We start from the raw sequence: 12,338 nt of genomic DNA on the forward strand, positions 1-12,338 counted from the left end.
GGGCTGACCACCGGCGGAGGGGTCGACGGCGCGGTCGCCGGGGGCGTCGTGGCGCGGGACGGCGCCGGCAGCGCGATGGGCTCCGTGCCGACCCGGACCGAGGGCCCGGCGACCGCCGGCCGCCGGCTGCCGTCGGCCGGCCGGGGGAGTCGGATGGGCTCGCCGGCGGGCGACCGGGTCGGGCCGGGCTGGTCGGGTGTGCGGAGGACCGGGTCCGATGCCAGGTCGTCGTCGGGGACCGCGGCGGGACCGTCCGTGGTCGCGCCCGCCTGGTGCACGGGCCCGGCCGTCGCCGGCCAGGTGCCCGCGGCCGCCACCCCGAGGAGCACCGCGACCGCCACGGCGCCGGCCGCGACCAGGCGTTCCGGACGCCGCCGTTCCGTCGGGGCGTCCGCGACACCGAGCGGGCGCGGCGGCCGCGGCCGGGCGGCGCGGTGCGCGGCCAGCAGCGCGTCGAGCTGGGTCCCGACCGCGTCGCGGGTCCCGGTGGCGGTGGCGTACGCGAGGGTGAGGTAGAAGCGGAAGTTCGCCGCGCCGGTGACCGGCACCCGTAGCCCGGCCGGGCGCCGGCCGTCACCGGGGTGCAGCAGGGTGACCGGCAGGTCGGGGTGGTGCCCGAGGCCGAGCAGGTCACCGTGGGCCCACTCACGCCGGCCGGCCGGCCCGGCGAAGGCGACCCGCCGGTCGGTCACCACGGCGGCGCCGGTGTCGACCACCCGCATCCCCGCCGGGAGCGCGCCGTCGGCCGGGTCGAGCAGGTCAGCGGTCAGCGCCGGGTCCGGCGCGGGGAGCCCGGGCACGTGCCGGGCCTCCGCCTCGACCAGCTCGACGACCGGCACGATCCGGTAGACCACCTCGCCGTCGTCGAGCTCGACCGGCAGCTCGGTGCCGGGGAGGGCGCACCCGTGGAACCCGGTCGCCTCGATCCGGAGCCGCTCCAGGTGCTCGGTGCGTCGGCGCCACGTCCGGGCCGCCGCCTCGTACGCGCGCCGCCGGCGTTCGTTCTGGCGCCGCGCCCATGCAATCTGCCGTCCCAGCTCCGGGTGACGCCCGGCCGGGGTGGACCGTCTCGTCGTCACACCCGGTACAACGGCCTCCACGCAGGGTGGACACGTGAGGGTGGCTATCGTCCGCTTTGGTGGCGGTACGTCCATGCGAGAATCGGCGCATGCCGCAGATCGTCCAGTTGCTGGCTTCGCCGGTGCACCGCTACGTGGGACGACCGGCCGACGGCCCGGCCCCGGCGCCGCCAGGCGAACTGGTGGAGGAGGTCCGGATCCGGGCCGGCCTGGGCATCGTCGGCGACCGCTACTTCGGCCGGCCGGCGCACCGGGAGGCGAGCGTGACTTTGATCGCGCAGGAGTCGCTGCCCGCCGGCGCCGACCTCACCCAGGTCCGGCGCAACGTGCTGACCCACGGCATCGCCGTGGACGAGCTGGTCGGCCTGGTGCTCACCCTGGATTCCGGCGCCGGGCCGGTCCGCCTGCGGATCCACCGGGCCGCCCCGCCCTGCGCCTGGCTGGACGTCACCGTCGCGCCGGGCACCTGGAAGGCGCTGCGCGGCCGGGGCGGCGTCCGCTGCGCCCCGCTCACCGACGGCGTCCTGCGGGTCGGGCCGGTCGAGGTGAGCGTCGACTCCTGAGGCGGCCCGGGAACTTTCCGGCCCCGCCGGCCGACCAACGTGCGACCGTCCGGTCGGCGGCGGGGTGACGAGGAGGACTGCGGGATGAACCGAGCGAGGCCCGCGCCCGTACCGTCGATCATGACGGTGGTGGAGCGGCGGGCCGGTCGCGGATGAGCCCGGAGGCCGACGACGAGCAGGTGACCCGGTGGGCGCACCGGGCCGGCCGGGGCGACCGGCAGGCCGCCGCCGCGTTCGTCCGGGCCCTCCAGGGCCCGGTGTGGCGGTTCCTCGCGCACCTGGCCGGCCCCGCCGAGGCCGACGACCTGACCCAGGAGACGTTCCTGCGCGCGCTGCGCGGCCTGCCCGGTTTCGCCGGCCGGTCGGCGGCCCGTACCTGGGTGTTCACGATCGCCCGCCGGGTCGCCGTGGACCACGTGCGGGCCGCGACGGCACGCCCCCGGGTGGCCGCGCTGCCCGACTGGCAGGCCGCCGCCGAGGCGGCCGGGGCGGTCACCCCGGGCGGGGACGAGGCCGTGACCCTGCGCGGGCTGATCGCCGGGCTCGCCCCGGAGCGGCGGGAGGCGTTCGTCGCCACCCAGGTGCTCGGCCTCTCCTACGCCGAGGCCGCGGAGGTGTGCGGCTGCCCGGTCGGCACCATCCGGTCCCGGGTCGCCCGGGCCCGCGAGGACCTCGTCGCGGCCTGGCAGGGCGACGCCCGGCCGGCCCGGGGCAGCCGGGTGGTCTGACCGCACCCGGCCGGTCAGGCGGCCCGGCGGTCGCGGGCCTGCGCGGCGTACGGCGTGGGCGGCACCACCCGCAGCCGGGCGGGCTCGGCCGGCTCCTCGGTGCGCAGCGACCAGCGCGACCCGGACGACCGCTGCCGGGGCGGCGTGCCGCCCGGACGCCACCGGGGCCGGGCGAGCAGCACCATGACCACCCAGCCGACCAGCAGGAAGCCGTGGCTGACCAGCCGCTGCACCGCCACCTGTCCGGTGATCAGGTCGTTCACCGACAGCAGCAGGAGGGTGGCGACGAAGGCGCTGAGCATCGGCAGCAGCCCCGCCGGGGCGGAGCGCCGCAGGGCCACGTAGAGGAAGCCCGCGCCCACGGCCACGTTCCAGGCGGCCGACTCGTGCCACAGGTGCTGGCCGGAGGCGTGCGCGTGGTCGATCACGGCCTCCCGGCCGACCTGGGCCAGGCCGAGCACGAGCTGCACGGCGCCGAGCAGCCCGAGCACCCCGCGCAGCCCGAGCGCCGCGCGCTCCCACCGCCCGGGCCGGGCCGGCGGCGCCGCAGCGAGCACCGCGTCGACCAGGTCGGGCACCGGCGGGGCGAGCTGGGTCCGGGCCCGCCGGGTCACCGCGACGGCCGACTCGAACCAGCCCCGGCAGCCGGCGCAGCCCGCCAGGTGCGCCTCGGCCGCCGCGCTCTCCGACCGGGTCGCCTCCCCGTCCAGCTCCGCCGACAGGATCTCCCGCCACTGCTCACACGCCATGTACAGGTAGTCGTCCGCACCGGCCGCCTGGTTCCCGAGCCCGGGCCGACCCGTCGCTCGGAGTCGACGTACGTGGCGGACAGCCGGAGCCGGTCACGAGACGGCCCCCTTCTCGGAGCCCTGGGAATCCAGGAAGAGTCCGAGGGCCTCGACGACGAGGCGGTGGTCGTCGAGTTGGGGCAGGCCGGAGACGGTGACGGTGCCGACCGGGCCGGTGCCCCTGAGGATGATCGGGAAGCAGCCGCCGTGCGCGGCGTACCGGACCGCGTCGAGGTGGGATTGTTCCTCGAAGGTGGTGCCGCGGTCGCGGTAGGTCTGGCCCACGAGGTAGGAGCTGTGTCCGAACCGGCGGACGACGCGGATCTTGCGTTCGATCCAGTCGTCGTTGTCGGCAGAGGTGCCGGGCAGTGCGTAGTGGAAGAGTTGGTGGTCGCCGAGGCGGATGTCGACGGTGACAGCGTGGCCGCGCTCTCTGGCCAGCCCGACCAGGCGAGTTCCCAGGGCCCAGGCGTCGTCATGGTCAAAGCGGTCGAACTGGAGGCGCTCTTCCTGCTCCCGAAGCTCCGTCATCACGGCGTACCGTTCCCTTCCTCGATCGTCAGAACGATCTAAGCAGAGGAAGAACGCGAGCCTTCATCGCCTGGTGACGGTGTCACGGGCAACGTCTTCGCCAACCCACGGCACGTACGGTCACGGCAGGGAATTTGCCGTCGGGGAGTACCGGCTGGCCGTTTTACGGCAAACCTCCCCGGACCGGCCCCGGTCGCGGGCAGGATGAGCTGGATTCGCCAGCGATACGGTGAGCGGGGGTCGGCCGTGAACGACGGATTGGTGACCAGGCGGAGCGCCCGCGATGTGGGAGAGACAATCTCTGCGCTGCGGCCAGCCCGGCTCGCTGGTCACCTGGCAGGATCCCGCCTACCTCGCCCGACGGTACGGACTGGGCGAGGATCAGCTCGCACCGCTGAACGCCCCGGCCAAGATCGCCTCCGCGGTCGATGGCCGCTGAGCACGGCGGAATCTTCAGCGGCGCACTCTCCTGCCGCCGACCACGGGCGGATGCCGACGACCTGGCCAGCGGGGGGCGGGTCAGGCGCTGCCCGCAAGCGGGTGGGGGCACTATCGTGCTGACGTGCACATCCGTTTCGACGTCCCAGCGGATCCGGCCTACCCGGGCCGCGTGGCCGCTGCGCTCAGCAGTGTTCGACTGCGCAAGTACGGTTATATCGGCGGGGTGCTGGCGGTGGTAGGGGCCATCGGTTTTGCCCTCTCGCGGGCGTTCGCCCGGGGGGACCGGCTCTCGCCGCTGTGCTTGGCGCTGGTCCTGGGTGGCCTGCTGTCCATGCTGTACTCGCCCTGGGTGCGGTGGCGCGCCCGGCGTCGCTCCAGTCGCTACGCTGTCGAGGGCGCCTACGACATCACCGACGACAACATCATGATGCGCAGCGGCTCGGAGTCCGGCGGCATCGCCTGGGACGGGGTCGCTCAGGTCAGGGACACCCCTGAGTTCTGGATCGTGTACGTCGGCCGGATGCCGGCCACCGTGATCCCCCGCCGCTTGATGTCCACAGATGACGCTGAGACGTTGCGAGCCTGGATGGCTGAACGTGGGCTGCTCCAGCCTCGGTGAACTCATCACCGCCGGGCACTAGATTCATTCCATGTACTCGACCCAGGTATCCCAACTCGTCAAGGCGCCGCGCTCAGCCGTCTATCGGGCACTGCTGGACCCGGCCGCGGTCGCCAGGTGGCGAGTGCCGACCGGGATGAGCGGCCACGTGCACGAGTTCGACGCGCGCGAGGGCGGGTCGTTGCGCGTCTCGCTCACCTACGAGGCGCCGGACAAGACCGGCAAGTCGACGGCACACACCGACAGCTACCACGGCCACTTCGTCAAGATCGTGCCCGACCGGCAGGTGGTCGAGGTCGTCGAGTTCGAGACCGACGATCCGTCGCTCGGCGGCGCGATGACCATGACCACGACGCTCACCGACGTGGACGGCGGCACCGAAGTCGTCGTCGTCCACGAAGGCATCCCGGACGCGGTCCCGGCCGAGGACAACGAGATGGGTATGCGCATCGCCCTGGCGAACCTCGCCAGACTCGTCGAACTGGGCTAGCGCGGCCCGGTCACACCGATGGTCGGTCGTGGCCCAGGCGGCCGGGTGGAGGGAGGAACGGCCATGGGGGAGGGCTCGTCGGGGCCGCTGAGCGGCATCCTCGTGGCGGACTTCTCCCGGATCCTGGCCGGGCCGTACGCCACCATGCTTCTCGCCGACCTGGGCGCCGACGTGGTCAAGGTGGAGGCGCCGGGCGGCGACGACACCCGGGCCTGGCAGCCCCCGGTGCGCGAAGGGGTCTCGACCTACTACCTCGGCGTCAACCGCAACAAGCGGTCGCTGGTGCTCGACCTCGCCGATCCCGACGACGCGGTGCTGGCCCGCCGCCTCGCCGCCCGGGCCGACGTCATGATCCAGAACTTCCGGCCGGGCGCGCTGCGCCGCTTCGGCCTCGACCACGACACCGTGACGGCCGCCAACCCGCGCCTGGTGTACGCCTCGATCAGCGGGTTCGGCGCGGCCGGCGGCGCCGACCTGCCCGGCTACGACCTCATGGTGCAGGCGGCGTCCGGGCTCATGAGCCTGACCGGGGCGGCGGACGGCCCGCCGTACAAGGCCGGGGTGGCGGTCTTCGACGTGATCGCCGGGCTGCACGCGGCGGTCGGGATCCTGGCCGCGCTGCACCACCGGGCGGCCACCGGCGCCGGGCAGCACGTCGAGGTGGACCTGCTCTCGTCGGCGTTGTCCGGGCTGGTCAACCACTCCAGCGCGCACGTCGCCGCCGGCGTGGTGCCGCACCGCATGGGCAACGCCCACCCGAGCATCGTGCCGTACGAGCCGCTGCCCACGGCCGACGGCGAACTCGTGGTGATCGCCGGCAACGACGGCCAGTTCCGCACGCTGTGTCAGGTGCTCGGCCTGCCCGGGCTGCCCGACGACCCCCGGTTCCGGCGCAACCAGGACCGGACCGCGCACCGCGACGCGCTGCGGCCGATGCTGGTGGCCGCCCTGGCCCGGAAGACCAGCGCCGAGTGGTTCCGCGAGCTGCGCGCGGCGGGCGTGCCGTGCAGCCCGATCAACACGGTGGCCGACGGGGTGGCCCTGGCCGCCGGGCTCGGGCTCGACCCGGTCGTCACGGCCGGCGGCGTGCCGGGGGTGCGCCACCCGATCGGGCTGTCGGCCACCCCACCCCGCTACGACCTGCCGCCGCCCCGGTTGGACGAGCACGGCGCCGCGCTGCGCGCCTGGCTGGCCGGGTGAGCGGTCAGCAGACCGTCGACCAGCCCGGTGGCGGTCTGGCGGGTCCGCCGCATGGTCGCGAAGGTGACTGAGCGGGGGTGCCGCGGGGGACTAGCCTCCGCCCATGGAAGCCCTCTTCCGATTCGCTCAGGTCAGGCAACCACTCAGGACGGACGCTCCCGAGGCGATCGACCTGAGTGCCGACACGGAGCTGCAACGGCGACTGGCCGCGGTCGCCGCCGAACCGGACGCCCTTGCCCGGATGAAGCGCCTGGCCGCGGAGTTCGCCGCCGGTCCGCACTACGTGACCGGGGACGAGACGACGGGCGTCGTCGGCGCGACCCGCGCCGTGAGCGAGGCGCTCGCCCGGTCGGAGCCGGATCTCGACCTCGCGGATCTCCTGGGTCGCCCGGTCGCCGATTTCCTGGCGGACCCGCAGACCGTGGCGGGCATCGCCGACCTCAAGGACAGCATCCTGAGCATCAAGCTGCTGCCCGCCGAACACCGCCGCCCGATCGCCCGTCTCGTCGACGCGCTGCGCGTGCACGACCACATCGCCTCCGGCGGGGAGCGCCTGTTACGAACCGTACGCCTGCCCGAGTGGTTCGGGCGCGGGCCGCGAGCGGCGTCGCCGCCCGGCGACCCGGGCGCGATCAAGGACCGGCTGGCGGAGTTGGCCACCCGGCACGAGGCAGTCGACGCGGCGATCGCCGAACTCGCGGCCGTGCCGGCGACCGGCTTCCGGCGCACTCCGCAGCGGGAGTACCCGCAGGTGCTGCCGCCGGACAACCTGCGACCGCAGGCGCTCTTCGAGCGTGACCTGACGATCCGCCGCAAGGAACTCGAGCTGCCGCTGCGGCTGTCGGAGCTGCCGTCGCCGGCGCCCGGCATCCCGGTGCAGCCCGGTGCCCAGATCGCGATCAGCGGGCGGCCGGGGTTCCTGCCGATGACGGACCCGGTCGGGGTGCGGCTCGACCCGACCGCCATCGACCGGCTCGCCGGTGGCACCAGGGGAACCCTCCGGAATCTCGGGATCGACCCGGCCGGCCACCTGCCCGACATCGTCTCCACTCTGCTGCGGGAGCGACGTGCGGTGCACGAGTCGGCACAAAGCCTGGTGCGGTCGCTGTTGCCCCGCGCGAGCTGGTGGCGCCGCGGCGACGTCGTCGTCTCCCGCGCCAACGGCCTGCTCGCGGATGTCCACCGCCGCACCCCGAGGGGTCTGCTCGACCTCTTCGAGCACGCGGACAACCCGCCCGCTCCGGAAGTCGTCCCGCGCACCCACGCCGACCTGGGACCCGCGGGCGTGATGGACCTGTACGTCGTGCGCCAGCAGCTCAAGGGCTACGCACGCGACGAGATCGCGTACGTCGAGAACGTGATGCGCAGCGAGTCGCGGGACCGGATCCGGCGCACCCGGGTGGAGACGGAGAGCATCTTCGTCCAGGAGCGGGAGCAGGAGAACGAGCAGAGCAGTTCCCTGACGACGACCGACCGCTTCGAGTTGCAGCGCGAGACGCAGTCCCTGCTGCAGGAGCGCTCCGACGTCAAAGGGTCGCTCACGGTCTCCGGCAGCTACGGGCCGACCGTCGATTTCCAGGCCAGCGCCGACGCCGCGTGGACACGGAACACGGAGGAGAGCGAGTCCTCGGCGAGCACCATGGCCCGCGAGGTGACGCAGACCGCCGCGGAGCGGACCGCCGAGCGCATCCTCACCCGGGAGACCCGCCGCACCACCACCGAGGTGGAGGAAACCGACCAGCACACGTTCGACAACACGCTCGGCGCCGAGCATGTGGTGGGCGTGTACCAGTGGCTGACCAAGATCTACGAGGCCCAGGTCTACAACTACGGCAGGCGGACGCTGTACGACGTGCTGGTGCCCGAGCCGGGAGCGCAGCTCATCGAGGCGTTCCGCCGCAGCCGGGCCGAGGTCGTCGAGATCGTCGAGCCGGTGCCGTTCTCGGTGCGCCCCGAGGAACTGCATCCCGACACCTACCAGACCTTCGTGACGCTGTACGGCGCCACCGGCATCAAGCCGCCGCCGCAGCCGTTCGCCACCGAGGCGTACGACTTCCACACCGGTGGGGAGGAGTCGACCCAGGAGTTCACGGACTCGACCCGGGTGAAGGTGCCCGACGGATACCGGGCGGTACAGGCATCGGTCGGCGTCGTCACCACCATCTGGGACGGCTGGAGCGTCGACGTGGTCGTGGGCCGGCGCGCACACCGGTTCGGCGAGGGATCCCCGTGGGTGTGGATCACGGACCTGGACGGCGAGACCGACGCCGTCCCGTTCGCGCTGACCACCGACAAGGTCGGGCACATCGCGTGCGCCGTCGAGGTCACCTGCGCCGCGACGCCCCGCGCGATGGCCGTGTGGCAGCACGAGACCCATGCCCAACTGGTGCAGGCCTACCGCTCGCGGCTGTCCGAGTACGAGGCGAAGCTGGCCACCGTGGAGGCGACGGCGCCGCCGGTGATCGTGAGCCGGGAGGCGTACCGCAACCGGGCCACGATGGTCGACGAGCTCAAGCGCATGTGCGTCACGCTCCTGACCGAACAGCACTTCGAGCTGTTCGACGCCACGACGACGGGCCCGGACGGCCTGCCCCGGATCCGCTTCGACCAGGCCGGCCTGGAGGGCGCCTACGTGCGCTTCTTCGAGCAGGCCTTCGAGTGGGAGAACATGTCCTGGGTGTGCTACCCGTACTTCTGGGGACGGCGCTCGATCTGGCTGGAACGTCTCGACATCCGCGACGGCGACCTGGAGTTCGAGGACTTCCTCAAGGCGGGCTACGCGCGGCTCGTCCTGCCGGTCCGGCCCGGATTCGAGTCGGCCGTGGACCATTTCCGCAAGACCGGCGACCCGTGGGAGGGCGGCCCGCTCCCGACGGTCAGCGACGACACGTACCTGCCGATCGCGGACGAGATCGCCGAACGGCTGGGAATGCCCGGCACGGAGGTCCCCGTCGGAGAGCCGTGGGAGGTGCGGGTGCCCACGAGCCTCCTGCACCTGCGCACGGCGGAGGGGCTGCCGCGCTGGACGAGACAGGCGGACGGGCACTGGGTGCCCGACGAGGAGCCGTGAGTGCTCCGCGACGGCGCCACCTACCCGTCGATGCCCTCGCTGGCCGGCGCGCTCGCGTTCACCGGCCGGCTGATGCCGGCCGATGATCTCGCCCGCGTCACCATCACGGACAACTCGCTGAAGGTGTCCTGGACCTGGACCATCCGGCCGGGGCGGGCGAGCGCGAAGCGGTGGAAGGAGCTGGGCATCCCGCCGGCCGTGTGGCACTGGGTGCCGCCGTCCGGCGGCCCCGCGAAGGTGGCGTATCCCCAGTCACCCGAGTTCCGGCGACCGGTCCTGCTGATGGCGCTGGCGCGGGACGTCACCGTCGAGGTACGCCGGGACCGGCAGTCGTTCACCGCGTTCCGCGTCGAGCGGCCCCGGTCGCCGTTCTCCGCCGCCACCACGTCGCCCGGGCCCGCCTGCCAGTGCCACCCGTCGCATCACCAGCGCAGGCCCATATCCGACCTGCGCCACGAGGTCCTCGATCCCGACGCCCTGTTGTGCGACCTCACGCCGCAGGTGACGGTCTTCCGGAACCAGGACCCCCGGGTGACGCCGTCGTTCGACCAGCCGCAGTCGATTCTCGCGGCCATGGGCACTCCGTACGTGCTCGTCTCGGGGACCGAGGATCCCGTCCCGATCGAGGGGGACGACCTGGGCCGGATCGCCGACCGGATGGCGGTGAGCCTCGGCTACGTCTCGAAGCGGATCCTGCCGCCCGGGTTGCTGATCGTGCCGCAGCCCACCGGCGTGGTGATCCAGTCCTGGGAGGGCCGCTTCCAGGTGCAGGTCACGATCAAGGACCCGGACAAGCCTGCGGCGTATGCCTACTGGGCTAACTGCCACGGCTCGGCCAGTCTGATCGTCATCCAGCACGACGACAACGTCACCGTGACCGCCCAGGCCGGGCCGAACGCCGTCGCGCGGGCAACGTACATCTACGCCCGCAAGATGCCGCACGACACGGTCCCGCGGCAGGGTGCGCACCTCGACGGCGACCCGAAGACCTACCATCGCCACGCTCTGCCCGACCGGACCGGGTTCCTGTCGGTGCTCCAGCTGATGATCGAGGTGCCGCTCAGCTTCGTCCCCGTCATCGGCGACCTCTACGAGCTCGGTCAGCTCGCGTTCATGATGGCGACCGGTAGGGACTTCTGGGGCACCCGCGTCACCTCCAACGAGATCATCCTGTACGGCACCCTGTCGGCCGTGTCCGTCGGCGCGACGGCCTACGTCCGCCTGGGCCGGAGTTCGGCCCGGCTCAGCCAGGAGCTCGCCCGCATCGAAGGGCTCACGGCCGACCTGCGCCGGATCGTGGACGATGTCGACGGTCCGGCGCGGTCCGGTTCGCTCCTCAAACGGCTCAGGAGCCTGCCGGAGCCACAGCAGGAGAAGCTCGTCAGGATGCTGGAGACCGCCGCCGCGAATCCTCGCGCGGCCCGGGCCCTGGCCAAGGGCGTCCAGGACGTGCTGCAGGAGGCGAAGACGGCCTCGAAGCAGGCCGAGGACCTTCTCGAACTCGACGTGCACGCGCTGTTCACCGAGGACATGGCGTCGTTCGCCAACTCGATGCTGCGCTGGGAGTACGACGACTACCTCGTCAGGGTGGCCCGCATCAAGAAGCACCCGAAGGCGCCGCTGGACTGGCTGCTCGACACGACACGCGAGTGGGTCCATGCCTACCTCAAGGCGCACCTGGGCGACGACTACCGCACCGTCATCAAGGCGGCGCACGGCAGGCTGCCGGGCCAGGTGACCCTCACGCAGGCCATGCTCGGCCACTACGACACCGTGGCCAGGATGGGCATCAACCAGTACAACAAGATGCAAAACCAGGTCCGCAGGGTGTCCGGGTTCGGGTACCTCTTCGAGCTGGATCACATCATCGAACAGCGCTTCATCCGGCGGCTCCGCGAGTGGACCGAGGCCGTGCCCGAATACCTGGCCTTCCAGGCGTTCCTGGTGCCCAAGAACGCCGCCGTCGCCGCCGAGATGATCCGCGTCGACCCGTCCTCGCACGTGATCCGCTACGTCCACCAGGCGAAGACCGACATCATGCGGACCCTCATCCCGCACGGGTCCGAGAGCCTCTTCACCGCGCAACAGATAGCGGACGCGACGCTGTTCACCCTGAAGTCGCTGGACGCGCACACCTACCTGAAGACGATCGATGTGCTGGAGGAGGATTTCCGTTTCCTCGGGGAGGCCCTCGGCCAGAAGATGCCCCGGCTCCGGCCGTGGGACGAACTCACCGAGCGTCTCTTCACCGCGGCCAACGGCTGGCCGCAGGCCAGGTAGACCGGGTGCCGGCGGCCGCTACGGCCTCCGGACCGTGTGCGGGGCCGGTCAGTCCGCGATGCCGGTGAAGGCCACCACCCGCTCCGCCCGTAGCCGGACCAGCAGCTCGCCGGGCACGGCGTTGCGCCGGCCGTACTCCCCGGCACGGTCGGCGCCCATGTAGCGGGCGGCGATGCGCGTGGACCAGGGCAGCGACTCGACCGGGTCCTCGCTGATCGTCACCGGGCCCCGGACGGTGACGAAGGCGTAGGGCGGGTGCTCCTCGTCAACGGTCAGCGCCGCGCGGGGGTCGCGGACCAGGTTGCGCCCCTTCACGCTGCCGGCGCCGGTGTTGAAGACGAGGTCGTCGCCGTCGAGCACGAACCAGATCGGCGCCACGTGCGGGGAGCCGTCGGCTCGCACGGTGGCGAGTTTCCCCGTCCGGGTGCCGGAGGCCACGAAGGCCCGCCACTGGTCGTCGCTCATCCGCTGCGCCATGCGGCCATTCTCGCCCACCACCCCGACACCCCCGGCGGCGCCGCTCCCAGTGACTTCACAGCCGCGTGACCT

Annotated in this window: 12 protein-coding genes; 8 read left to right on the forward strand and 4 right to left on the reverse strand. The window is 72.8% G+C overall.

Going from position 1 to position 12,338, the window contains the following annotated elements; translation table 11 throughout:
- The coding region (locus F8274_RS31405) for a hypothetical protein (protein WP_192580003.1) at window positions 1-1,079 on the reverse strand (1,079 nt) is incomplete at its 3' end.
- A gap of 89 nt (window positions 1,080-1,168) precedes the next feature.
- On the opposite strand from F8274_RS31405, the gene F8274_RS26355 reads away from it, so the two are divergent.
- Window positions 1,169-1,642 (forward strand): molybdenum cofactor biosysynthesis protein, encoded by a 474-nt coding sequence (locus tag F8274_RS26355; protein ID WP_151465054.1) that lies wholly within the window; start codon window positions 1,169-1,171, stop codon window positions 1,640-1,642.
- Window positions 1,643-1,794: 152 nt separating this feature from the next.
- Window positions 1,795-2,370 (forward strand): sigma-70 family RNA polymerase sigma factor, encoded by a 576-nt coding sequence (locus F8274_RS26360; protein ID WP_151465055.1) that lies wholly within the window; start codon window positions 1,795-1,797, stop codon window positions 2,368-2,370.
- 14 nt (window positions 2,371-2,384) lie between these two features.
- On the opposite strand, the gene F8274_RS26365 is transcribed toward F8274_RS26360, so the two are convergent.
- Window positions 2,385-3,119, reverse strand: coding sequence for a zf-HC2 domain-containing protein (locus F8274_RS26365; protein ID WP_151465056.1), 735 nt, complete (start codon window positions 3,117-3,119; stop codon window positions 2,385-2,387).
- A gap of 93 nt (window positions 3,120-3,212) precedes the next feature.
- Window positions 3,213-3,689 (reverse strand): heme-degrading domain-containing protein, encoded by a 477-nt coding sequence (locus tag F8274_RS26370; protein WP_151465057.1) that lies wholly within the window; start codon window positions 3,687-3,689, stop codon window positions 3,213-3,215.
- 283 nt (window positions 3,690-3,972) lie between these two features.
- Between F8274_RS26370 and F8274_RS31410 the strand changes: the two genes are divergently transcribed.
- The 6 genes from F8274_RS31410 (at window position 3,973) to F8274_RS26395 (ending at window position 11,789) form a co-directional block, all read left to right on the forward strand.
- Entirely contained in the window at window positions 3,973-4,128 is a 156-nt protein-coding gene (locus tag F8274_RS31410; RefSeq protein WP_192580004.1) for a hypothetical protein, read from the forward strand.
- 123 nt (window positions 4,129-4,251) lie between these two features.
- On the forward strand, window positions 4,252-4,749 hold the full coding sequence (locus tag F8274_RS26375; protein WP_151465058.1) for a YcxB family protein: 498 nt from the start codon (window positions 4,252-4,254) through the stop codon (window positions 4,747-4,749).
- A 31-nt stretch (window positions 4,750-4,780) separates the two neighbouring features.
- Window positions 4,781-5,239 (forward strand): SRPBCC family protein, encoded by a 459-nt coding sequence (locus tag F8274_RS26380; RefSeq protein WP_151465059.1) that lies wholly within the window; start codon window positions 4,781-4,783, stop codon window positions 5,237-5,239.
- Window positions 5,240-5,302: 63 nt separating this feature from the next.
- The gene (locus tag F8274_RS26385; protein ID WP_151465060.1) at window positions 5,303-6,439 is read left to right on the forward strand and encodes a CaiB/BaiF CoA-transferase family protein; all 1,137 of its coding nucleotides are present in this window, start codon (window positions 5,303-5,305) and stop codon (window positions 6,437-6,439) included.
- Window positions 6,440-6,542: 103 nt separating this feature from the next.
- Window positions 6,543-9,509 (forward strand): hypothetical protein, encoded by a 2,967-nt coding sequence (locus F8274_RS26390; protein WP_151465061.1) that lies wholly within the window; start codon window positions 6,543-6,545, stop codon window positions 9,507-9,509.
- On the forward strand, window positions 9,510-11,789 hold the full coding sequence (locus F8274_RS26395) for a hypothetical protein (protein WP_151465062.1): 2,280 nt from the start codon (window positions 9,510-9,512) through the stop codon (window positions 11,787-11,789). It begins immediately after the preceding gene.
- 48 nt (window positions 11,790-11,837) lie between these two features.
- Here F8274_RS26395 and F8274_RS26400 read toward each other — a convergent pair whose 3' ends face one another.
- Window positions 11,838-12,266 carry a PPOX class F420-dependent oxidoreductase gene (locus F8274_RS26400; RefSeq protein WP_151465063.1) on the reverse strand — a complete coding sequence of 143 codons (429 nt, stop codon included), beginning with the start codon at window positions 12,264-12,266 and terminating at the stop codon, window positions 11,838-11,840.
- Between the last annotated feature and the right edge of the window lie 72 nt (window positions 12,267-12,338).

This window comes from Micromonospora sp. AMSO31t, from assembly GCF_008868175.1.
In the GTDB taxonomy this organism is placed as follows: Bacteria; Actinomycetota; Actinomycetes; order Mycobacteriales; family Micromonosporaceae; genus Micromonospora.

Bases quoted from the DNA above. Each gene is read 5' to 3' on its own strand.
- F8274_RS26365 (WP_151465056.1), bottom strand. From the start codon at position 3,119: ATGGCGTGTGAGCAGTGGCGGGAGATCCTGTCGGCGGAGCTGGACGGG.
- F8274_RS26390 (WP_151465061.1), top strand. From the start codon at position 6,543: ATGGAAGCCCTCTTCCGATTCGCTCAGGTCAGGCAACCACTCAGGACG.
- F8274_RS26360 (WP_151465055.1), top strand. From the start codon at position 1,795: ATGAGCCCGGAGGCCGACGACGAGCAGGTGACCCGGTGGGCGCACCGG.
- F8274_RS26400 (WP_151465063.1), bottom strand. From the start codon at position 12,266: ATGGCGCAGCGGATGAGCGACGACCAGTGGCGGGCCTTCGTGGCCTCC.
- F8274_RS26385 (WP_151465060.1), top strand. From the start codon at position 5,303: ATGGGGGAGGGCTCGTCGGGGCCGCTGAGCGGCATCCTCGTGGCGGAC.
- F8274_RS26355 (WP_151465054.1), top strand. From the start codon at position 1,169: ATGCCGCAGATCGTCCAGTTGCTGGCTTCGCCGGTGCACCGCTACGTG.
- F8274_RS31410 (WP_192580004.1), top strand. From the start codon at position 3,973: ATGTGGGAGAGACAATCTCTGCGCTGCGGCCAGCCCGGCTCGCTGGTC.
- F8274_RS26380 (WP_151465059.1), top strand. From the start codon at position 4,781: ATGTACTCGACCCAGGTATCCCAACTCGTCAAGGCGCCGCGCTCAGCC.
- F8274_RS26370 (WP_151465057.1), bottom strand. From the start codon at position 3,689: ATGACGGAGCTTCGGGAGCAGGAAGAGCGCCTCCAGTTCGACCGCTTT.